The following is a 20723-nucleotide window of genomic DNA, read 5'->3' as shown; positions in this document are numbered from 1 at the left end:
GATGACGACATGAGGTGGTGGTGCTCACAGCTGTACGAGCCGTGGTCGTGGACCCCGCGCCCGTACATCGGTGTCTGGGTGGTCGTCGCGACCCTCGCGATCATCCGATGGCGGGCGCTGCGCGGCCGCAAGGCGGCGACCGGCAGCATCGACCTGACGACTCGGCAACGGGTCTGGTTCTGGCTCGGCCTGTTCTTCCTGTGGCTGGCCTCCGACTGGCCCGTCGGCGCGCTCGGAGCGGGCTACCTCGCGTCGGTCCACATGACGCAGTACATGCTGTACACCTTCGCCGCGGCGCCGCTGTTCGTGCTCGCGGCTCCCGAGTGGTGGGTTCGTCAGGTGCTGGCCCGCACACGGTCGTATCGCCTCGTCGGCTGGCTCGCCCGGCCCGTCCACGCCGTGATCATCGCCAACGGCGTGATGATCGCCACGCACTCGCCCTGGACGGTCGACACCCTGCGGGGCACGCAGCTCGGCTCGTTCCTGCTCGACGTGCTGTGGATGATCAACGGCCTGGTGCTGTGGTACCCCGTCATCTCATCGCTGCCCGAGCACCGGGTGCAGTCGCCGCTCGGCCGTTCCGGATATCTGTTCCTGGCGGCCGGTGTCGCAGCGCTGATCCCGGCCGGGTTCCTCACCTTCTCGTCGAGCCCGCTCTACTCGAGCTACGAGATCGCGCCCCGAGTCGGTCTCGATGCGCTCGACGACCAGCAGCTCGCCGGTGCGATCATGAAGGTGGGCGCGATGCCCGTCATCTGGATCACGATTGCCGCCATCTGGATCAAATGGGCGGCCGCCGAGCGGGCCGCCGACGAGGCGGCGATGAAGGCGGCGAAAGCCGCAGCGGCTGCGGAGCGCGAAGCCGACGTCTGACCGGCGCGGGCCGTGCGGTCGCTCAGTCGGCTGCCGCCCAGGCGCTCTCGACCAACGATTCGAGGACGGCCTCGTCGACGGCGTCGAGGCGCTTGATGTAGAGACAGCCCTTGCCGGTCGTGTGCGGCCCCAGATCGTCGAAGCGCGGATCGGGCTCGGCGGCGTAGCCGTCCCACACGCCATAGATCGTGATCGCCGCCTTGCGCGGCGAGAATCCGACGACGAACCAGTCGTTGGTGCCGGTCGTGTTCGTGTACTCCTGGCGGCCGAACCCGACGATCGACGGCCCCCACATCTCGGCCGGAGCGCCGGTGATGCGTTCCATCATCGTCCGGACTTCGTGCCCCTCGGCGCGCCGTCGCTCGCCGGGCACCGAGTCGAGGAACGTCTCGACGTCGTCGCCGGTCGGCTGGGTCTTGATCGTCGCCATGCGGTCAGTCTCGCGTGCGTCAGGGCAATGGCTCGCCCATCGATGCCTGCACGAGTGCATAGACGTCGCCGCGATCGAGCCGGACGTCGAGCGCCCGGCTCGTGTCGACGATGCGTTCGGGTCGTTGGGTACCGATGATCGCGATCGGTGCCGACGGATGGGCCAGCACGAATGCGATGGCGACGTGGGAGCGGTCGACGCCTTCCCGTTCCGCGATCGAATCCAACACGTCGAGCACGGCCGGTTCGACGCCGTCGCCGGTGGCCAGTCGCCCACCGGCGAGTGGGCTCCACACGAGCGGGACGACGTCGTGGGTCATGGCGTCGTCGAACGTGCCGTCGAGCATCGGGGTGAGTTGGAGGATCGAATACTCGGGCTGCGTCGCTGCCAACGGGAACGGGAGATGAGCGCGGAGCGCTGCGGTCTGGGCGGGGGTGTGGTTGGAGACGCCGACCTCACGGATCTTGCCCTGTTCGCGAAGCGTCGTGAGCGTGGCGGCCACATCGGCGGGATGGGCGTACATGTCGGGCCGGTGGATCTGGTACAGGTCGATCGTGTCGACACCGAGTCGGCGCAACGACGCCTCGCAGGCCTCCGTGATCCACTCGGGCGACGAGTCGTACGGAGTCGGCGGCGTGATGCCGCCCTTGGTCGCCAGCACCATGCGATCACGCAGACCTGGGGTCGACGCGAGCACTTTGCCGAGGAGCTCTTCGACGGTGCCGAAGCCGCCTTCGCCGTCGTAGCCGTAGATGTCAGCCGTGTCGATCAGGTTCATGCCCGCATCGAGCGCCGTCTCGACCAGCCGGCGGGCGGTGTCGATGTCGTCGGTGTCGGCCCGCCACTGCCCGTAGGCGATCGGTCCGACCTCGCCGAGTGAGCCGATGGTGCGTGGTACGGTGCGGACGATCGAGGCCATGACCCGGACGCTACCGACCCGACGAAGGGCGTCCCGAACGTCGGGCGGATCGTGGCGCCGAGCGGATTCGCTGTTTCGCCGTGGCCAGGATCGGGCAAGATGGCTGCGTGGACGGTGCGTCGACGTATCGGGTGCAGCTGCACCCCGGTTTCGGTTTCGGCGATGCTGCCGCCATCGCGGACTATCTGGCCGACCTCGGGGTGACGCATCTGTACTGCTCGCCGTACCTCCAGGCAGCGCCGGGGAGCACGCACGGATACGACGTCGCCGATCCGCACCGGGTGAACGCCGAGCTCGGCGGATTCGATGCACACGACACCCTCGTCGCCGCCTTGGCCGACCACGGACTCGGACAGATCCTCGACATCGTGCCGAACCACATGGTGACGGACGCGACGAACCCCTGGTGGTGGGACGTCCTCGCGAACGGTGCAGCGAGTCGCTTCGCCCCCGTGTTCGACATCGGCTGGCACGAACGGCCCGACGGCGTGACCGATCCGGTGCTCGTCCCGGTGCTCGGCGACCACTATGGCCGGGTCCTCGAGAGCGGGGAGCTGTCGATCGAGCGCCTCGGCGCCCGCTTCGTCGTCCGCTACTACGACCACCGGTTCCCGCTGGCACCACGAACGTACGAGTCGGTGCTCGCCGGCGCAGCCGACCGGGCCGGTTCGTCGGCCCTGGCCGACCTCGCCGAGTCGTTCGGCGCCCTGCCGATGCCACGGGTCAGCGAGGCCGAGGCGGCCCGGGCGCGCCACGATCTCGTCGAGCGCCTCGTCGCCGATCTCATCGAGCTGTTCGACGAGGACCCGTCGATCGCTGCCGCCGTCGACGAGGAGCTCCGGACGGTCAACGGGGAGAACGACCGGCTCGACGCGCTGCTGACACGGCAGAACTACCGGTTGGCGCGCTGGCGGACCGCCAGCGACGAGCTCGACTATCGACGATTCTTCAACATCGACTCCTTGATCGGCGTCCGGGTCGAAGACCCTGCGGTGCTCGAGACCACCCACGAACTCATCCTCCGGCTCGTCGCCGACGGGGTCGTTGACGGGCTCCGGGTCGATCATGTCGACGGGTTGCGCGACCCGGAGCAGTACCTCGACCGGCTGGCCGACGCGACCGACGACACCTACGTGGTGGTCGAGAAGATCCTCGAAGGCCACGAGAACCTGCCGTCGTGGCGATCGGCCGGCACCTCGGGCTACGACTTCCTGATCCGGGTCAACGACCTGTTCGTCGACTCGGGCAACGAGGCCGCGATGTCGGACTGCTACGCCGACTTCACCGGGGAGTCGACCGACTACCACGAGATCGTGCACGCGGCCAAGCACCAGATCATGCGCGACGAGTTGGTGACCGAGGTCGAGCGCGTCACCGATCTCCTCGCCGACGCCTGCGCGTCTCGGCGACGTCACAGCGACCACACACGCCGGGAACTGCGCGACGCGTTGCGGGAGTACGTGGCCCACTTCCCGGTGTACCGAACGTACGTCGCCGGCGGCAGGCCGACGAGCGCCGCCGACCGCGACGTCATCGGAGCGGCCGTCGGCGCGACCCGGTCGGCGCGCCCCGACATCGACGCCGAACTCGTCGACCTGATCGGGCGTCTCGCCGTCGGCGACGAGTCCGACGGTGGCGAGTTCGCGGCGAGGGTGCAGCAGTTGACCGCCCCGGTCATGGCCAAAGGCGTCGAGGACACGGCGTTCTACCGCTACCACCGGCTGATCTCGCTGAACGAGGTCGGCGGCGACCCGTCGAGGTTCGGGCGATCCGTCGACGAGTTCCATCGGCTGACGGCTGCGTCGGCGAGTGCCTGGCCGAACGCCATGAACACCCTGTCGACGCACGACACGAAACGCAGCGCCGACGTACGGGCACGGCTCAACGTGCTGTCGGAGGTTCCGAGCGAATGGTCGGCCACGGTGGAGCGGTTGGCAGAACTGGCGACGCCGCATCGGTCGTTCGACGATCTGAACGCCGAGTACCTGCTCTTCCAGACGCTCGTCGGCGCCTGGCCGATCGACGCCGAACGCGCCGTGGCCTTCATGGACAAGGCGACTCGTGAAGCGAAGGTGCACACCTCGTGGGTCGACCCCGACCCCGAGTACGACCTGGCGATCGCCGCGTTCACGCGGGCGGTCGTCGGCGACGATCGGATCGCCACCGAGATCGAGCGGTTCCTCCGGGAGAACGACGTCGTCGGGCGTGGCCGCCGCAACTCGCTCGCCCAGACTGCGCTGTTGCTGACGGCACCCGGCGTGCCCGATACGTACCAGGGATCCGAGCTGTGGGACCTGAGCCTCGTCGATCCGGACAACCGGCGTCCGGTCGATGTCGACCTCAGGCGTCTCGTCGCCGCCGAGTCCGCCGCAGCATCGGCCGCCGACGTGCTTGCCCGCAGCGACCGTGGCGACCCGAAGTTCTGGATGACCCGCCACCTACTCCGCCTCCGCCGCGAACGGACGCACTCCTTCACCGGGTCCGACTACGAACCGCTCGCGGTCGATGGCGCTCGTTCGGGCCAGGTGGTCGCCTTCGCCCGCCCCGACCTGTCGGTCGTCGTCCCGACGCTGGGCGGCGACGACTGGTCGGGCACGACGGTCGAGACGCCGCCCGGCGACTGGACCGACGCACTGTCGGGCCGACGATTCGACGGCGGCAGCATCCGACTCGACGAACTCTTCGCCGACTTTCCCGTCTCCGTCCTCACCCGGGGTGCCCGCTGATGTTGCGGTACGAGGTGTGGGCACCGTCGGCCGCAGCGGTGGGCCTCGAGGTCGACGGGCGGAGGTTCGACCTCGCCGTCGATGGGGGCGGCTGGTGGACGACCGACGAGATCGTCCCCGAATCGGGCGCTCGCTACGGGTTCTCGGTCGACGGGAGCGATCCACTGCCCGACCCGCGGTCGCCCTCCCAGCCCGACGGTGTGCACGCAGCGTCCGAGTGGGTCGACAACACGGCGTTTGCGTGGACCGACCACGACTGGCGGGGTGTCCCGCTCGCCGGCGCCGTGCTGTACGAGCTCCACGTCGGCACGTTCACGCCCGGCGGCACCTTCGACGACGCGATCGCGATGCTGCCGTACCTCCGGGGCCTCGGCGCCGACGCCGTCGAGGTGATGCCGGTCGCGTCGTTCCCCGGTGAACGGGGCTGGGGATACGACGGGGTCGGCTTGTTCGCTCCACACGCCGCATACGGCGGGCCCGATGCGATGAAACGGTTCGTCGACGCATGCCACGATCACGGCATCGGCGTGGTGCTCGACGTGGTCTACAACCACCTCGGCCCGTCGGGGAACTACCTCGGTCGGTTCGGGCCGTACTTCTCCGAGCGCCACCACACCAACTGGGGGCCCGCCGTCAACCTCGACGGACCTGGCAGCGACGAGGTCCGTCGCTTCGTCGTCGACAACGCGCTCATGTGGCTTCGCGACTATCACGTCGACGGACTGCGTCTCGACGCCGTGCACGCGCTCGTCGACGACTCGGCGGTGCACCTGCTCGAGCAACTCGCCGACGAGGTCGCAGCACTGTCGAGTCACGTCCGCCGACCCCTGTTCCTCGTCGCCGAGAGCGACCTGAACGACCCGCGGTTCGTCCGATCGCACGACGCCGGCGGGTTCGAACTCGACGCCTCGTGGGCCGATGAATGGCATCACGCCCTCCGTTCGGTGCTCACGGGCGACACGAGCGGCTACTACGCCGATTTCGGCACGCTCGAACACCTCGCCAAGGCGTTGCGTCAGGCCTGGGTGTACGACGGCATCTGGTCGGAGCATCGCGGCCGTCACCACGGCCGCCCGCCGACCGGACTGAGCGGTTCACAGTTCGTGGTGTGCACCCAGAACCACGACCAGGTCGGGAACCGGGCGGTCGGCGATCGACCGAGCCGCAACATGTCGGACGGCCGGCTCCGCATCGCTGCGGCGCTCCTGCTCACCTCGCCCTTCACGCCGATGCTCTTCCAAGGCGAGGAGTGGGGAACGACGACGCCGTTCCAGTACTTCACCGACCACGACGATCCCGAACTCGGTCGGGCGGTCAGCGAGGGGCGTCGGAACGAGTTCTCGTACTTCGGGTGGGATCCGGCCGACGTGCCCGACCCGCAGGACCGTTCGACGTTCGAGCGGTCGAAGCTCGACTGGTCGGAGTTCGACGACGACATCCATCGGTCGATGTCCGACTGGTACCGCGAACTGATCGGGCTGCGTCGGGCGTTCCCGTGTCTGTCCGACCCGCGCCTCGACCGGATCGACGTCGAGGTCGACGCCGACAGCCGAACGCTGACCGTCCGGCGCGGCGACATCGACGTGCTGGTCAACCTCGGCACCGGCACCCACCGGTTCCCGACCAGCGGACGACTGATCGCCGCCTCCGACCCCGCGGTCGTCGTGCGCGACGGCGAGGCCGTCGTCCCACTCGACGCCGTCGCCCTCGTCCACCGCTGACCCCGGTGTCCCGCCGCCGAACGTTCTCGGCGGCTGTGGTCCGGGGTCTCGGACTGTGTTCACCGAGATGGTGTGGTGTCGGGTGTTGCGGGGGTTTCTCGGCGGCTGTGGTCCGGGATCTCGGACTGTGTTCACCGAGATGGTGTGGTGTCGGGTGTTGCGGGGGTTTCTCGGCGGCTGTGGTCCGGGATCTCGGACTGTGTTCACCGAGATCGTGAGGCGTCGGGTGCTGCGAGGTTTCTCGGCGGCTGTGGTGCGGGATGTCGGACCCAGTTCACCGAGTTGGTGTGGCGGTCGGCGTCGTCAGCGCTTCTTGCGGAGCAGGACCTCTTGGGCGATCGAGGCGGCGTGCACGCCCGACTCGGTATATGCGTCGGCGGTGACGAGGCCACGTGCGTTCGACAAACCGTTGGCTCGGGCGTCGAACCAGTGCCACTCGTCTGCCCGGCTCGGTCGGTGGAACCAGACGGCATGGTCGAGGCTGGCGCCCTGGAACCAGTGCCGGTCGTTCTCCCGTCCGGCGAACTCGGGATGCAGCGCTCGCGCCGGACGACTCGGCGCGGCGTCCGACATGAACGCCAGACCGCACGCGTGCACCGCCGGATCGTCCGGCAACGCGGCGTCGAGACGGATCCAGTAGCCGATCCGGCCGTCGGGGGAGACGACCTTGCGTCGCTCGAGCAACGCACCCCACGAGTGATCGCTGGTTTCGGGGTCGTCGGGGCGGGGGAGCGCGTCGGGCACCCCGCCGACGGTGACGTCGGCTTCGTCCTCCGGTGACTGGAACGACGCGGACAGGTTGAGGATGGCGCCGGCGGATTGACGGGCGACGACCTGCCGGGTGCTGAACGAGCGGCCGTCTCGGAGCCGCTCCACCTCGAACCGGACCGGTTCGTCGGGCGTGCCGGGGCGGATGAAGTACGAGTGCAGCGAGTGAACGGGGCGTTCGGCGTCGACGGTCTCGATCGCGGCTCGAAGCGCCTGCGCCACGACCTGGCCGCCGAACAGACGCCCACCCCACGGATACTCGGCCGTTGTACCCACGTAGGTGTCGGGGCCGTGCGGTTCGAGGGTCAGGAGATCGACGAAGTCGACCGTTCGATACGTGGGCGTGGCCATCCGTGCAGTCTTCCCGTTCGGGCGCTCGATCGACGATTCGGAAATAAGACAGTTGACTGATTAAGACAGTTGTCGTATTCTGCGCCCATGGCGTCACGCGGGGAGACCGCACGCATTGCGTTGATCGAGGCCGGTGAGCAGCTCTTCGCCGAGCGAGGCATCGAAACCGTCTCGTTGCGCGACATCTCTGCCGCCGCCGGCCAACGCAACCACTCGGCTGCGCAGTACCACTTCGGCGACCGTGCCGGACTCGTGGCGGCCGTGTTCGAGTATCGAATGGGCGAGGTCAACCGACGTCGTCACCGCATGCTCGACCAGGCCATCGCCGAGGGCCGCGACGGCTCGCTCCTCGTCCTGGTCGACGCGGCGATCCGTCCGCTCCTCGAGGTGGTCGACGAGACCGGCGGTTGGTATGCGCGTTTCCTCGTCCGTACCCGATGGGACACGTTCGCTCGCGACGTCGTCGCCGATCTGCCGGTGCTGTCGAGCTTCCGTCGCGTGGTCGATCTGGTCGTCGTCCATCTCGACGGCGATCGCGACCAGCAGCTGCGTCGCGTCGATCAGATGAGCACCCTGTTCGTCGGCACGATCGCCGGCTGGGAATGGCGCCGCCACGAGCGCGAGTCCCGTCAACCGGCTGCCGACCTCTGCGACGAACTCGTCGCGACCTGCCACGCCGTTCTCACCGCACGCGTCAGCGTGTCCGAAACCACCGGGAGTTCCACATGACCGACACCGCCGAAGCCCCGGCCTCGTTCCGATCCGGCCTCCGGTTCGGGCCCCAGGTCGCAGCCCGGGTCCCCGACTCGTGGGCTGACGAGCCGTACACCCGCTTCGAGGTGATCCCGAAGAGCCCGACCATCGGCGCCGAGATCGTCGGTGTCGACCTGACGGCGCTCGACGACGAGACGTTCGCCGACATCCACCGAGCGCTGCTCGAATGGAAGGTGCTGTTCTTCCGTGACGCCGGCCTCGACCCCGAGTCGCACGCTGCGCTGGGCGCCCGCTGGGGCGAACTCGAGTTCCACCCGTTCCTGACCAACGCCCCCGACCGGCCGACCGCCGTCCGGTTCGAGAAGAACGACGCCGTCGGCGGTTACGAAAACGTGTGGCACAGCGACGTCAGTTGGCGGGCGGTGCCGTCACTCGGCTCGCTCTTGCGCGCCGTCGAGGTACCTGCCGCCGGTGGGGACACGCTGTGGGCCGACATGGGCGCGGCCTACGACTGCCTCCCCGACGACGTCAAGCAGCGGATCGACGGCATGCAGGCCGTGCACGACTGGATCGATACGTTCGGTGCGCTCATGACCGAGGAGCAGCGTGAGGCGACCCGGCGTGACTTCCCGCCGTCGGTCCATCCGGTGGTGCGTACTCACCCGGAGACCGGCCGCAAGACGCTGTACGTGAACGCCATCTTCACGACCGAACTGGTCGGCCTCGACCCGGCCGAGGGCGATGCGCTGCTCGAGTACTTGTGCCGGCAGGCCGACTATCCCGAGTATCAGTGTCGCTGGTCGTGGACGCGGGGCGATCTGGCGATCTGGGACAACCGGGCGACGCAGCACTACGCCACCTCCGACTACCACCCCCAACGACGGGTGATGGAGCGGATCACGGTCATCGGCGACCACCCGTTCTGACCGATATCCTGTCGATCGTGGGCCGCCACCGGCCCCCGGACGAGGGAGCCGTACCCGGAGCGCGACAAGACGGCCAGGAAGAAGTCGCCATGGCATGGCTCGTCCTTGTCGTCTCCGGAGTCCTCGAAGCGGTCTGGGCAACCGCACTCGGCCGGTCGGAGAACTTCAGCCGGCTCGCCCCGACGGTCGTGTTCGGGGTCGGTCTCGCGCTCAGCATGGCCGGGTTGGCCTACGCAATGCGTGAACTCCCGGTCGGTACCTCGTACGCGATCTGGGTCGGCATCGGTGCCGTCGGCACGGTCGTGTTCGCGATGGCCACCGGCCAGGAGTCGGTGTCGCTCCTCAAGCTGGCGTTCCTCGCCGGCATCGTCGGTTGCGTGATCGGCCTCAAGCTGTCCCACTGACGGCTCGATGCCGTCGCCGGCGCCGCTCGGTCGGTGGGCCGACCGTTCGACCCTGGGAGCGGTGCCGAGGTCGACTTCAGCAGTGCTGAACTCCTGTTGCAGTTTCTTCACTCATCGCTACGGTCGGCGCCGGCGATGACCGCCTCCAGCACAGCGTCGTGCCCGGAAAGGTCGACGACCCGGCCGACTCGTTCGAGTCGGCCGGGTCACCCTTTTCGTGGCGGACGCGTCGTGTCGCCGCGATCCCCCCGGTTGCGGCTGGAACGAAGGAGACAGAGACCCATGATCGACGAGAAGCTCGAGGACGTCCTCGACGAGGTGCTGCGCCGCAACCCCGGTGAGCTGGAGTTCCATCAAGCGGTCCGTGAGGTGCTCGAGAGCCTCGGCCCGGTCGTGGCGAAGCATCCCGAACTGCTCGAACACAAGATCGTGCAGCGCCTCTGCGAACCCGAGCGTCAGCTGGTGTTCCGCGTGCCGTGGCAGGCAGACGACGGCGAGATCCACATCAACCGTGGCTTCCGGATCGAGTTCAACAGCGCGCTCGGCCCGTACAAGGGTGGCCTGCGCTTCCATCCGTCGGTCAACACGGGGATCGTGAAGTTCCTCGGCTTCGAGCAGGTGTTCAAGAACGCCCTGACCGGCATGCCGATCGGCGGCGGCAAGGGCGGCAGCGACTTCGACCCGAAGGGCCGATCGGACAGCGAGATCATGCGCTTCTGCCAGAGCTTCATGACCGAGCTGTACCGTCACATCGGCGAGTACACCGACGTGCCCGCCGGCGACATCGGCGTCGGCGGCCGTGAGATCGGGTACCTCTTCGGTCAGTACAAGCGGATCACGAACCGCTACGAGTCGGGCATCATCACCGGCAAGGGCGTCGAGTGGGGCGGTGCCCTCGTCCGCAACGAAGCAACGGGGTACGGCACGGTGTTCTTCCTGCGCGAGATGCTCGCCGCCCGAGGTCACTCCCTCGACGGGCGTACGGCGACGGTGTCGGGCTCGGGCAACGTGGCGCTGTTCGCGATCGAGAAGCTGCAGTCGTTCGGCGCGCACGTGATCGCCTGCTCCGACTCGTCGGGCTACGTGGTCGACGACGACGGCATCGACCTCGACGAACTCAAGCAGGTCAAGCTGGTCGAACGAGGCCGGGTCGGCGACTACGCCGATCGGCGTCCGAAGGCGCACCTGGTCGAGCGGGGCAACGTCTGGGAACTGCCGACCGAACTGGCACTCCCGTGCGCGACGCAGAACGAGCTGTCGGGGCGCGACGCCGCGACCCTGATCGACCAGGGCTGCGTCGCCGTTGCCGAGGGTGCGAACATGCCGTGCACCCCGGACGCCGTCCGGGCCTTCGCCGAGGCCGGCGTGGCCTTCGGGCCCGGCAAGGCCGCCAATGCCGGTGGTGTCGCGACCTCGGCGCTCGAGATGCAGCAGAACGCCTCGCGTGACTCGTGGTCGTTCTCGCACACCGAGCAGCGACTCGACGAGATCATGACGAACATCCACCGCCTCTGCGCCGAGACCGCCGAAGGGTTCGGTGCGCCGGGCGACCTCGTGCGCGGTGCCAACATCGCCGGCTTCCAACGGGTCGCTCTGGCCATGGACGCCCTCGGCGTCATCTGAGTCGCCGGCGCGTCGGAACGGGAACTGTCAGGGCCGCAGGTCGAGGAGGCGACGCATCGCGAGCGCGGGCGTCGTCGACCCGGCTGCGAGCTCCGACTCGAGCGCACCGGCGAGATCGCGCACGTCGTCGCGCCGCTTGAACGAATCGACGAGTTCGGTCTCGACCGACGACCACATCCAATCGATCAGCTGGCGGGTGCGTCGCCGCTCGAACTCGCCGGACTCGACCATCGTCGTGCGATGGGCGATGACCTGCTGCCAGACCTCGTCGAGGCCGTCGCCGGTCATCGCGCTGCACATCAGCACCGGGGGGACCCAAACACTCTCCGGCGGGTACAGCAGGTGCAGAGCGGTCGTCAGCTCCGCGGCTGCCCGTCGACACTCGTCGCGATGCTCGCCGTCGGCCTTGTTGATCGCCAGGACGTCGGCGAGTTCGAGCACGCCCTTCTTGATGCCCTGGAGCGAATCGCCCGACCGGGCGAGCATCAGCACGAGGAACGTGTCGGTCATGTCGGCGACGGCGATCTCGCTCTGCCCGACACCCACCGTCTCGACGAGCACGGTGTCGTAGCCGGCGGCCTCGACGATGACGATCGCTTCGCGGGTTGCTGCAGCGACGCCGCCGAGCGTGCCCGACGTCGGCGACGGGCGGATGAACGCATTGTCGTCGATCGACAGGCGTGCCATCCGGGTCTTGTCGCCGAGGATGCTGCCGCCCGTACGCGACGACGACGGGTCGACGGCGAGCACGGCCACCTTGCTGCCCGACTCGGTCAGCTGCGACCCCATCGCGTCGATGAACGTCGACTTGCCCACACCCGGCACGCCGGTGATGCCGACACGGACGGCGTCCCCGGAGCGGGGGAGGAGCCGCAGCAGGAGTTCCTGAGCGGCTTCGTGATGGTCGAGACGTCGCGACTCGACGAGGGTGATGGCGCGGCCGAGCGTCGTGCGGTCGCCCGCCAGGACACCCTGCTCGAGCGCATCGACGTCGATCGGGCGTGCCATCGACTCAGGCGAGACGTTCGTCGAGTTCGTTGATCAGGTCGAGCACGGCATCGGCGATGACGGTTCCCGGCGGGAAGATCGCCGACGCACCGGCCTCACGCAGCTCGTCGAAGTCGCCCGGCGGGATGACGCCACCCACGACGATCATGATGTCGTCGCGGCCGAGCTTCGCCAGCTCCTCACGCAGTTCGGGAACCAGGGTCAGGTGCCCCGCAGCGAGCGACGACGCTCCGACGATGTGGACGTCTGCTTCGACGGCCTGACGAGCGACCTCGGCCGGCGTCTGGAACAGGGGGCCGACGTCGACGTCGAAGCCGAGGTCGGCGAACGCCGTGGCGATCACCTTCTGGCCCCGGTCGTGACCGTCCTGGCCCATCTTGGCGACCATGATGCGTGGGCGACGTCCGTGGTCGTCGAGGAAGCGATCGACGGCCTCCCGCGCGAGCTGGGCGTTCGGGGCGTTGCCGATCTCGTTCCGGTACACGCCCTCGATCGTACGGATCGCGGCGGTGTGACGACCGAACACGGCCTCGAGCGCGTCGCTGATCTCGCCGACGGTGGCGTGCTTGCGGGCGGCATCGACGGCGAGCCGGAGGAAGTTCTGTTCGAGGCCGGGGGCGCGGCTGCCGGTGGTCGACGCCGCTGCCGCCTCGGTGAGCCGCGTCAGCGCTTCCTGGCATGCCTGCTCGTCGCGCTCGGCGCGGAGCCGCTCGAGCTTCGCGAGCTGCTGGGCCCGGACCGAGCTGTTGTCGACCTTGAGGACCTCGATCTGGTCGGGTGTGTCGGGCCGGAACGTGTTCACGCCGATCACCGGCTGGCGGCCGGAATCGATGCGGGCCTGGGTCCGGGCGGCGGCCTCTTCGATGCGCATCTTCGGGATTCCGGCCTCGATCGCGGCGGTCATGCCGCCGGCCTCCTCGATCTCCTGGATGTGCGCCCACGCCCGTTCGGCGAGGTCGTGGGTCAGGCGCTCGATGTAGTACGAGCCGCCCCACGGGTCGATCACGCGTGTCGTCCCCGACTCCTGCTGCAGGAACAGCTGGGTGTTGCGAGCGATGCGAGCACTGAAGTCGGTCGGCAGCGCCAATGCCTCGTCGAGCGCGTTGGTGTGCAGCGACTGGGTGTGGCCCTGCGTCGCCGCCATGGCTTCGACGCACGTGCGCACGACGTTGTTGAACACGTCCTGGGCGGTGAGCGACCACCCCGAGGTCTGGCTGTGGGTGCGCAGCGACAGCGACTTGTCGTTCTTCGGACCGAACTGGTTCACGAGCTTCGCCCAGAGCAGACGACCGGCCCGCATCTTGGCGACCTCCATCGAGAAGTTCATCCCGATCGCCCAGAAGAACGACAGGCGGGGCGCGAACTTGTCGACGTCGAGCCCGGTGTCGATGCCCGCACGCAGGTACTCCACGCCGTCGGCGAGGGTGTACCCGAGTTCGAGATCGGCCGTCGCCCCGGCCTCTTGCATGTGATAGCCGGAGATCGAGATCGAGTTGAACCGCGGCATCTCGCTCGAGGTGTAGGCGAAGATGTCGGAGATGATCCGCATCGACGGCTCGGGCGGATAGATGTACGTGTTCCGGACCATGAACTCCTTGAGCACGTCGTTCTGGATCGTGCCGGCGAGCTGGTGCGGTTCGACGCCCTGTTCCTCGGCCGCCACGATGTAGAGCGCGAGCACCGGCAGCACTGCGCCGTTCATGGTCATCGACACGCTCATCTGGTCGAGCGGGATGCCGTCGAACAGTTGTCGCATGTCGAGGATCGAGTCGATCGCCACGCCGGCCATGCCGACGTCACCTGCGACGCGAGGGTGATCGCTGTCGTAGCCGCGGTGGGTGGCCAGGTCGAACGCCACCGACAGACCCTTCTGACCGGCGGCCAGGTTGCGGCGGTAGAAGGCGTTCGACTCCTCGGCGGTGGAGAACCCGGCGTACTGACGGATGGTCCACGGCTGGTTGACGTACATCGTGGGGTACGGGCCGCGGACGTACGGCTTGATGCCGGGGTAGGTGTCGAGAAAGTCGACGCCGTCGAGGTCGCCGGGTCCGTATGCGCCGTGCACGGCGATGCCTTCGGGGGTCTCCCAGACGGCTTGGTCTGCGTCGTCGCCGGCGTCCTCGCGTCCGGTGCCGGCGGCCGACGCCGTGGTGCGGAGATCGTGGCCGGAGAGATCGGGGATGGTCATGACGGCACTCCCATCTGGTCGAGCGTTCGACTCAGGGTGTCGAGCAGGTCGGTGCCGAGCCCGATCTCGCCGTCGATCCCGTCGAGGCCGACACCGCGGCCGGCGAGGTAGACGGTGGTGGCTCCGGCGTCGCGGAGCGACCGGGCGGCGTCGGCGCCCTGCGCCTCGTACACCGGGTCGGACGAGCACAAACACGCGAACGTGGTGACCGACGGGTCGAAGTCGGCGACCTCACCCTCGATCGTGCGGATACCTGCCACCTCGAAGAAGTTCTTGGCGAACGTGGCGCGAGCGGTGGAGGCCGCCGGGCCCCCGAGGGCAGCGAGGAACAGGCTCGGACGTTCACCACTGGCGGCGACGGCGTCGGCGCGTCCTCGCAACTGTTCGAACTCGTCGCTCAACCGATGCAGGGTGAACGGCTCGAAGGACCCACCGCCGTCGGCGTCCGGCGAGATCGTCGAGGGTGGCGGTGGTGTCTCGGCGATGTTCGGGAACTCGGTGAGTCCGGTGAGCGGGCGCTTGCGCGTGGCGACCGCACGAGATCGCTCCGACGACACGTCGGCGATCGCCTCGTGGATCGAACCGCTCTCGACCGCGGCAACGAGTCCGCCGGCTCCATCGACGCGCTGGAGTTCGTTCCAGGCGACGTCGGCGAGCTGATCGGTGCGACGCTCGACGTACCACGAGCCGCCGGCGATGTCGGTGACCCGGGCGAGGTTCGATTCGAGCAGCAGGACCGACTGGGTGTTGCGTGCGATCCGTCGGCCGAGCGACGAGCCGCCCTGCTCGATGAGCACATCGTGCGGCGTCAGCGTGATCGCGTCGGCGTCGCCCAACGCGGCGGCGAAACACGCGACGGTCGACCGAAGGGTGTTCACCCACGGGTCGTAGCGGGTGAGCATCGGACGTGAGGCGTCGGCGTGGATGCGCATCGCACACTGCTCGGGCGAGAGGCCCGACAGTTCGCCGATGCGCGACCACAGCGAGCGTGCCGCTCGCAGCTTGCAGATCGTGGCGAACTGGTCGGCGGTCGCAGCGAAGCGGAACTCGATCGAGGCGAAGGCGCGCCGGGTCTCGACGCCCGCATCGGCGAGGCGGCGCACCGTGTCGACGGCTGCGGCGATCGTCCAGGCGAGTTCTTGACCGTCGGAGGCACCGGCGTCGTGCCAGACCGTGCCGTCGGCGACGAGGGCACGAGCCTCGGGTGCGCTCTCGGCGAGTTCGTTCACCATGTCGGCGACCGGAGCGATGTCGATCTCGGTGCCGCCACCGGAGCGAGCCCACGCTCCGATCGGATCGACGCCGAGCGAGCCACGGCGAACGGTTGGGCCGATCGAGCGTGCGTCCCACACCGTCATGAGCGCCCGGGCGGCTCCGACGCCGGCCGAGTCGGCAGGCGTGGACAGTGACACCGGTGCGAGATCGAGCAGGACGCCGTCGAGGACGCGTTCGAGCTGATCGGAGGTCACGTCGCCGGGGACCTCGACCAGGACGCCGGTGGCGCCCTGCTCGAGTTCGGTGATGGCGTCGGAGCCGTCGACCGTCGGCCACACGCGCTGGCGGATCTCCCAGTCACGCGGCTCGCGGTGCGTGCCTCGAACGAACGGGAACTCGCCGGGGTCGGGTCGACCGGTCGGCGCATCGTCGGCGGTGTACAACGGCTGCAGATCGAAGCCGTCCTCGGTGTGGGTGACGAGCTGCTTCGCGAAGAGCGAAGCGACCTCGTCGTCGGTCGCGTCGGGGCGATTGCGGGTGAGGACTTTGCGGACGCCGGCGAGCCAGTCGTCGCGGTCGGCACTCGGGAAATCGGCCCCTGGTTGCAGCGGTTCGGTCGTCTGGCCCACGTCTTCAGTCAAGCCGATCCACGCGGACGGGGCCAAGCCGCAGCACCGACCGCTCGAACGGCGATCGGCCCACGACTCGGCCCCGGGGATCAGCGCTCGCCGACGACCGGATCGGCGTCGGCGACGGTCAGTGCGACCTTGCCGCGAGCTGCTCCCGATTCGAGGTAACGCATGGCGTCGGCGGCCCGGTGCAGCGGGAACCGCCGGTCGACGACCGGTGCGACCGCGCCCGCTTCGACGAGGTCGACGAGCCGCTCGAGGTGGTCGGCGTCCTCGGACGCGACGAACGTGGTCATGCGCTGGGTGGAGACCGACGACCAGGCGACGGCACGCAGCTGGCGGTCGAGGCCGCCGAACCAGCGGCCGCCGCCCTCGCCGCCGACGATCACGAGGGTGCCGTCCGGGGCGAGTGCTCGTCGCAGATCGCGCAGGCGCCGGTTCCCACCGGTATCGACGATGACGTCGTACCGGACGTCGCCCGACAGCGGGTCGTCCACCCGGTGATCGATCGTCGACTCGACGCCGAGTGCCCGGACGAGATCGAGCTTGTCGGTCGACGCCGTGCCGGTCACCAGCGCTCCGACCGCTCGAGCGATCTGGACGGCGTATGTCCCGACACCACCGGATGCTCCGAGCACCAGGACGTGTTGACCGGCCGTGACCCGACCGTGGTCCTCGATCGCCTGGAGTGCGGTCGACCCGGTGACGGCCAGCACACCGGCGGCGACGGGGTCGAGACCGTGTGGCGCTGCGGCCAGCTTGCCTTCCGCGGCGATCGCGTACTCGGCGAACGAGCCACGTGCGACGCCGAAGACACGGTCGCCCTCGACGAAGCGGGTGACACCGCGCCCGACCGCTTCGACCACGCCGGACACGTCGAGGCCCGGGATCGGGTTGCGAGGACGTCGGAGGCCGAACCCGAGCCGGGTCGGATACGGCCGGCCGGTCATGAGGTGGCCGACCCCACGGTCGACGCCGGCGGCGACGACCCGGATCAACACATCATGGTCGCCGACCGTGGGCCGATCGGTCTCGTCGAGGACGAGCTGGTCGGCGCCGCCGTAGCGTCGCTGGACGATCGCCCGCATCCGGTCCGGTCGGGGCGAGACGTCGAGCTCGATCGTGGCGGAGTTGGTGGTCGTGGCGGTGGGTGCGTTCGGTGCGGACATGGTGCGCTCCTGTTCGTGTGGGTTGTGTGTGCGTGTGGGTGTCCGGTCGTGTCACTCGGGGCGGCCCGAGCCGGCGGTCCGGGGTCGGAGCCCGCGGAGCAGGCAGATGGCGAAGCCGAACTCGACGACGAGGGCGATCCCGTAGAACGGATCGATGACGGCGAGCAGGTCGGGAGCGAACACGGCGGCGAAGGAGCCCGTGAGGTATACGGCGCCGGTGGCGTACATGCCGAGCGCGATCCAGCGGGGCGTCAGGCGGGAGATCTGGAGCAGGCGTGCGACCGCGAAGCAGCTCAGGGCGAACGCGATCAGACCGATGTCGTACCCGACGGCGTGGCGTTCGATGGCGTCGAGCGCGCTCCGGGCCGGCTCCGGGAGCACCGTTCCGTCGGCGGTGACCGCATCGGTGGCGTGGCCGAGCGCGCTCACCAGGAACAGCAGGTTGACGGCGATGACGGCGCCCTGCAGGAGGCGCCAGACGGTGGCTGTGATGGCGAGCTTGCGGTCGACGTGGCGGAGGAGTCGGAACAAGCCGAACGCCACCATGGCGTCGAAGGCGACCATCGCGATGTCGGCGCCGATGCCGGCCCGGAAGAGTGCGGGGTTCGCGGCGATCTCGGTGGCGGTGGCCATGGGATCGTCGTCGACGACGAGTGATCCTCGCACGACGAACTCGGCGAAGATGCCGGTCGCAATGATGCCCAGATAGGCCAGACCGGTGAGTCGGGCGATCCCCGGCGCACCGTGGCCGGCCGGTTCGACCTGCGCCGAGCCGGTGGCACCGGTGCCATCGATGGTGGGAATGGTGGTGTTCGACATGATTCCTCCTGGTTCGTCGTTCGTCACTCGTGGATGACGGTTTCGAACGTACGGATCGCCCGGGGTCGGGGTCTTGGCTGCTGCTGCCAACGTCGTGACCGGATCGGCCACCGCTGGGTGCGTGCCAGAATCGGCGGATGCCATCGGTCGGAACACCGGTCATCCGGCGGATCGTCGGCGTGTCACGCTCGTCGGTCCCGCACGACCGGCTCCTCGCCGATCTCGGCCTCCCGATCGAGCCGGAAGTGCCGTGGACCGGACAGTCGGTCGACGCCGACGCCTACTACGACCTGCTGGAGCGGGTGGCGGTACCGGACGATCCCGAGTTGCCGTTCCGGTACGGGGCGTCGATCTCCGCCGACTCCCTCGGCGCGTTGGGGTTGGCGATGAAGACGGCGCCGACCGTCGGCGACTCGCTCCGGCGTCTGATGCGGTACGTGCTCGTGCTCAGTGACACCCTCGACTACGAGCTGCTCGACGAGTCCGACGGGTCGACGTTCGCCCTGGTCGGGCGACCGCACCACCGGCCCGGCGCCGCCCTCGCCAACGAGTGTGCGTTGGCAGCGGTCGTCTCGATGATCCGACAGGCGACCGGCTCGTCGTTCGTGCCCCGGCAGGTCGGCTTCCGTCACGAACCACCCGCTGACGCTGCGCCACACCGCGAGTACTTCGGGTGCTCGGTGCGGTTCGGCGCCCACGTCGACGGGCTGCTGCTCGATGCGGAGCAGCTCGCCCGACCGACGCTGCTCGCCGACGAGGGGTTGTCGACCTACCTGCTCGCCCAACTCGACGACCTCAAGGCGAAAGCGGCCGACCGGTCGCTGACCGTCGTCGTGCGTGGTGTGGTCGCCGACACGTTGGCCGACGGTCAGCCGAGCAAGTCGGCGGTCGCCCGCCGCCTCGGGATGAGCGAGCGGACGCTGCACCGCCGCCTCGCCGACGATGGCGTCAATTTCCAGACCCTCGTCACCGACGCACGCCGCGACGCGGCCGAGTCGCTGCTGCAGGCGAGTGCGCACTCGTTGGCCGATGTGGCCTTCCTCACGGGTTTCTCCGACCAGACGGCGTTCAGCCGCGCGTTCAAGCGGTGGACCGGCTTGACACCGGCCGAGTTCCGCCGGCGAGGCGGGCCCGGAACGTGACGCCGATCAGGTCTGGCTGCCGATGACGCCGACGTTCGGCGGGACGGCTCCGTCGTAGACGTCGCTCCACGCCTGGGCGACGGCCTCCGCACCCGTGCGGACGTCGACCGTGAGCCAGTCGCTGCTCGCATCCACGAAGGTGAACAGCGACTCGGCGATCTCGCGCTCGTGGCGTTCCGCCCCCTTCTCATCGATCAACGCCTGGGAGGCGGTCGGGGCGAAGAAGAACTCCGGCGCAGGGCCGGCGTTGACCGGCACCCGTTCGGCCTCGTGGTGGCTCATCCCGATCGTCAGCGACCGGGCGATCGAGTCGCCGAGACGGTCGTGCACCGCCGCGGTCGCCGACGCGACGCCGGCCATGTCAACGACGGTGCTCGGCGCGGCCGGGATCTGATCGACGTCGTCATACGTGACGACCTGGTCGTAGTAGGGCAGGCTCCGGACGAAGTCGACGTTGCGAGGCGAGGTGACACCGACCACCTCGACGCCGCGCGCCTTCGCACAGGCGGCGTAGCCGATCGCCGTCTTCGACGAGGCCGAGAGGACGACGGTCTGTGTCGCCGAGCCCGAGGTGAGCGCGAGATGGCCGTCGGCGAGGAAGCCGGTCACGAACAAGCCGCGGAGCAAGGCGTGCCGGTGCTCGGCGTCGGTGCCGTCCTGGTGGTACGGGTCGCGGTCCGTCGCCACGTAGCTGCGGTAGACCGGTGCGTGCTGCGACCGGTGGTCTCCGTCGTCGCGGATGCCGGCCGACGTCGGCGCGACGGTGGCCACGTGCTCCGACGCCAGCGGGAACCAGCCGTAGTAGCGGTCGCCGGTGGGAACGTCGGGGTGGGCCGACTCGGTGACGGTCGCCCAGCCCATCGCCGGAACGCGTCCCCAGGCGTCGTCGCCCGACGGGAAGAAGTCCCAGTAGCCGAGCATGTCGCCGGCGACGGCGTAGGTGATGTTGTTGGCGGTCAGTGCGAACGACTCGATCGCGAACCGAACCTCGCCGTCGGCGAGCGGTGTCGTCGGCTGGTCGACGGTGCGGGTCCGCTGGGCGTCGTTGCGGTCGGTCTCGAGCACGTTCGGCATGGGTGATTCCCCTCGGGTCGGTGC

The 20723-nt window shown here is 69.1% G+C and carries 17 protein-coding genes and 1 riboswitch; of the genes, 8 read left to right on the top strand and 9 right to left on the bottom strand.

The window, feature by feature from the left end; translation table 11 throughout:
• The first annotated feature begins 9 nt into the window (after window positions 1–9).
• Window positions 10–873: a cytochrome c oxidase assembly protein gene (locus tag BDK89_RS13435; protein ID WP_133869424.1), complete on the top strand. Its 864-nt coding sequence runs from the start codon at window positions 10–12 to the stop codon at window positions 871–873.
• 22 nt (window positions 874–895) lie between these two features.
• On the opposite strand, the gene BDK89_RS13430 is transcribed toward BDK89_RS13435, so the two are convergent.
• Entirely contained in the window at window positions 896–1303 is a 408-nt protein-coding gene (locus BDK89_RS13430) for a DUF1801 domain-containing protein (RefSeq protein ID WP_133869423.1), read from the bottom strand.
• Window positions 1304–1322: 19 nt separating this feature from the next.
• Window positions 1323–2222: an aldo/keto reductase gene (locus tag BDK89_RS13425; protein ID WP_133869422.1), complete on the bottom strand. Its 900-nt coding sequence runs from the start codon at window positions 2220–2222 to the stop codon at window positions 1323–1325.
• A gap of 107 nt (window positions 2223–2329) precedes the next feature.
• Here BDK89_RS13425 and treY point away from each other — a divergent pair, with 107 nt between their 5' ends.
• Together treY and treZ are read left to right on the top strand one after the other, a co-directional pair.
• Window positions 2330–4948, top strand: coding sequence for a malto-oligosyltrehalose synthase (gene treY / locus BDK89_RS13420; protein ID WP_133869421.1), 2619 nt, complete (start codon window positions 2330–2332; stop codon window positions 4946–4948).
• A complete protein-coding gene (gene treZ, locus BDK89_RS13415; RefSeq protein ID WP_133869420.1) occupies window positions 4948–6669 on the top strand; it encodes a malto-oligosyltrehalose trehalohydrolase in 1722 nt (573 codons plus the stop codon). Before treY ends, treZ begins: the two co-directional genes overlap by 1 nt.
• A gap of 303 nt (window positions 6670–6972) precedes the next feature.
• On the opposite strand, the gene BDK89_RS13410 is transcribed toward treZ, so the two are convergent.
• The gene (locus tag BDK89_RS13410) at window positions 6973–7788 is read right to left on the bottom strand and encodes an acyl-CoA thioesterase (protein WP_133869419.1); all 816 of its coding nucleotides are present in this window, start codon (window positions 7786–7788) and stop codon (window positions 6973–6975) included.
• Between the two features lie 87 nt (window positions 7789–7875).
• Here BDK89_RS13410 and BDK89_RS13405 point away from each other — a divergent pair, with 87 nt between their 5' ends.
• The 4 genes from BDK89_RS13405 to gdhA all read left to right on the top strand — a co-directional run bounded on the left by BDK89_RS13405 (window position 7876) and on the right by gdhA (window position 11455).
• Window positions 7876–8517, top strand: coding sequence for a TetR/AcrR family transcriptional regulator (locus BDK89_RS13405; protein ID WP_133869418.1), 642 nt, complete (start codon window positions 7876–7878; stop codon window positions 8515–8517).
• Complete coding sequence (locus BDK89_RS13400) at window positions 8514–9428, top strand: TauD/TfdA dioxygenase family protein (protein ID WP_133869417.1); 915 nt, start codon at window positions 8514–8516, stop codon at window positions 9426–9428. The genes BDK89_RS13405 and BDK89_RS13400 overlap by 4 nt, the downstream gene beginning before the upstream one ends.
• A gap of 15 nt (window positions 9429–9443) precedes the next feature.
• A riboswitch (guanidine-III (ykkC-III) riboswitch) is annotated at window positions 9444–9506 on the top strand.
• An 11-nt stretch (window positions 9507–9517) separates the two neighbouring features.
• The gene (locus BDK89_RS13395; protein WP_133869416.1) at window positions 9518–9832 is read left to right on the top strand and encodes a DMT family transporter; all 315 of its coding nucleotides are present in this window, start codon (window positions 9518–9520) and stop codon (window positions 9830–9832) included.
• 282 nt (window positions 9833–10114) lie between these two features.
• Window positions 10115–11455, top strand: a complete 1341-nt coding sequence (gene gdhA / locus BDK89_RS13390; RefSeq protein ID WP_133869415.1) for an NADP-specific glutamate dehydrogenase — start codon at window positions 10115–10117, stop codon at window positions 11453–11455.
• Between the two features lie 27 nt (window positions 11456–11482).
• Here gdhA and meaB read toward each other — a convergent pair whose 3' ends face one another.
• From meaB to BDK89_RS13365, 5 genes are all read right to left on the bottom strand, one after another.
• Window positions 11483–12463 carry a methylmalonyl Co-A mutase-associated GTPase MeaB gene (gene meaB / locus BDK89_RS13385; RefSeq protein ID WP_133869414.1) on the bottom strand — a complete coding sequence of 327 codons (981 nt, stop codon included), beginning with the start codon at window positions 12461–12463 and terminating at the stop codon, window positions 11483–11485.
• A 4-nt stretch (window positions 12464–12467) separates the two neighbouring features.
• Entirely contained in the window at window positions 12468–14651 is a 2184-nt protein-coding gene (scpA, locus tag BDK89_RS13380) for a methylmalonyl-CoA mutase (protein ID WP_133869413.1), read from the bottom strand.
• The gene (locus tag BDK89_RS13375) at window positions 14648–16495 is read right to left on the bottom strand and encodes a methylmalonyl-CoA mutase subunit beta (protein WP_133869412.1); all 1848 of its coding nucleotides are present in this window, start codon (window positions 16493–16495) and stop codon (window positions 14648–14650) included. Before BDK89_RS13375 ends, scpA begins: the two co-directional genes overlap by 4 nt.
• 89 nt (window positions 16496–16584) lie before the next feature.
• Window positions 16585–17583, bottom strand: coding sequence for an NAD(P)-dependent alcohol dehydrogenase (locus BDK89_RS13370; RefSeq protein ID WP_133871098.1), 999 nt, complete (start codon window positions 17581–17583; stop codon window positions 16585–16587).
• 132 nt (window positions 17584–17715) lie between these two features.
• Entirely contained in the window at window positions 17716–18483 is a 768-nt protein-coding gene (locus BDK89_RS13365; RefSeq protein ID WP_166657570.1) for a DUF4386 domain-containing protein, read from the bottom strand.
• A gap of 137 nt (window positions 18484–18620) precedes the next feature.
• Between BDK89_RS13365 and BDK89_RS13360 the strand changes: the two genes are divergently transcribed.
• Window positions 18621–19625: an AraC family transcriptional regulator gene (locus tag BDK89_RS13360; protein ID WP_133869410.1), complete on the top strand. Its 1005-nt coding sequence runs from the start codon at window positions 18621–18623 to the stop codon at window positions 19623–19625.
• A 6-nt stretch (window positions 19626–19631) separates the two neighbouring features.
• Here the strand turns inward: BDK89_RS13360 and BDK89_RS13355 are convergent, their stop codons facing one another.
• Window positions 19632–20699, bottom strand: coding sequence for a DUF2855 family protein (locus tag BDK89_RS13355; protein WP_133869409.1), 1068 nt, complete (start codon window positions 20697–20699; stop codon window positions 19632–19634).
• Window positions 20700–20723: the final 24 nt, after the last annotated feature.

This window comes from Ilumatobacter fluminis (assembly GCF_004364865.1).
GTDB lineage: Bacteria > Actinomycetota > Acidimicrobiia > Acidimicrobiales > Ilumatobacteraceae > Ilumatobacter > Ilumatobacter fluminis.
This window is presented reverse-complemented; position numbering and strand designations above follow the sequence as displayed.

Bases quoted from the DNA above. Each gene is read 5' to 3' on its own strand.
- BDK89_RS13370 (WP_133871098.1), bottom strand. From the start codon at position 17,583: ATGCGGGCGATCGTCCAGCGACGCTACGGCGGCGCCGACCAGCTCGTC.
- BDK89_RS13400 (WP_133869417.1), top strand. From the start codon at position 8,514: ATGACCGACACCGCCGAAGCCCCGGCCTCGTTCCGATCCGGCCTCCGG.
- BDK89_RS13410 (WP_133869419.1), bottom strand. From the start codon at position 7,788: ATGGCCACGCCCACGTATCGAACGGTCGACTTCGTCGATCTCCTGACC.
- BDK89_RS13355 (WP_133869409.1), bottom strand. From the start codon at position 20,699: ATGCCGAACGTGCTCGAGACCGACCGCAACGACGCCCAGCGGACCCGC.
- BDK89_RS13425 (WP_133869422.1), bottom strand. From the start codon at position 2,222: ATGGCCTCGATCGTCCGCACCGTACCACGCACCATCGGCTCACTCGGC.
- scpA (WP_133869413.1), bottom strand. From the start codon at position 14,651: ATGACCATCCCCGATCTCTCCGGCCACGATCTCCGCACCACGGCGTCG.
- treZ (WP_133869420.1), top strand. From the start codon at position 4,948: ATGTTGCGGTACGAGGTGTGGGCACCGTCGGCCGCAGCGGTGGGCCTC.
- BDK89_RS13435 (WP_133869424.1), top strand. From the start codon at position 10: ATGAGGTGGTGGTGCTCACAGCTGTACGAGCCGTGGTCGTGGACCCCG.
- BDK89_RS13365 (WP_166657570.1), bottom strand. From the start codon at position 18,483: ATGTCGAACACCACCATTCCCACCATCGATGGCACCGGTGCCACCGGC.
- BDK89_RS13360 (WP_133869410.1), top strand. From the start codon at position 18,621: ATGCCATCGGTCGGAACACCGGTCATCCGGCGGATCGTCGGCGTGTCA.
- BDK89_RS13430 (WP_133869423.1), bottom strand. From the start codon at position 1,303: ATGGCGACGATCAAGACCCAGCCGACCGGCGACGACGTCGAGACGTTC.
- gdhA (WP_133869415.1), top strand. From the start codon at position 10,115: ATGATCGACGAGAAGCTCGAGGACGTCCTCGACGAGGTGCTGCGCCGC.
- BDK89_RS13395 (WP_133869416.1), top strand. From the start codon at position 9,518: ATGGCATGGCTCGTCCTTGTCGTCTCCGGAGTCCTCGAAGCGGTCTGG.
- meaB (WP_133869414.1), bottom strand. From the start codon at position 12,463: ATGGCACGCCCGATCGACGTCGATGCGCTCGAGCAGGGTGTCCTGGCG.
- BDK89_RS13405 (WP_133869418.1), top strand. From the start codon at position 7,876: ATGGCGTCACGCGGGGAGACCGCACGCATTGCGTTGATCGAGGCCGGT.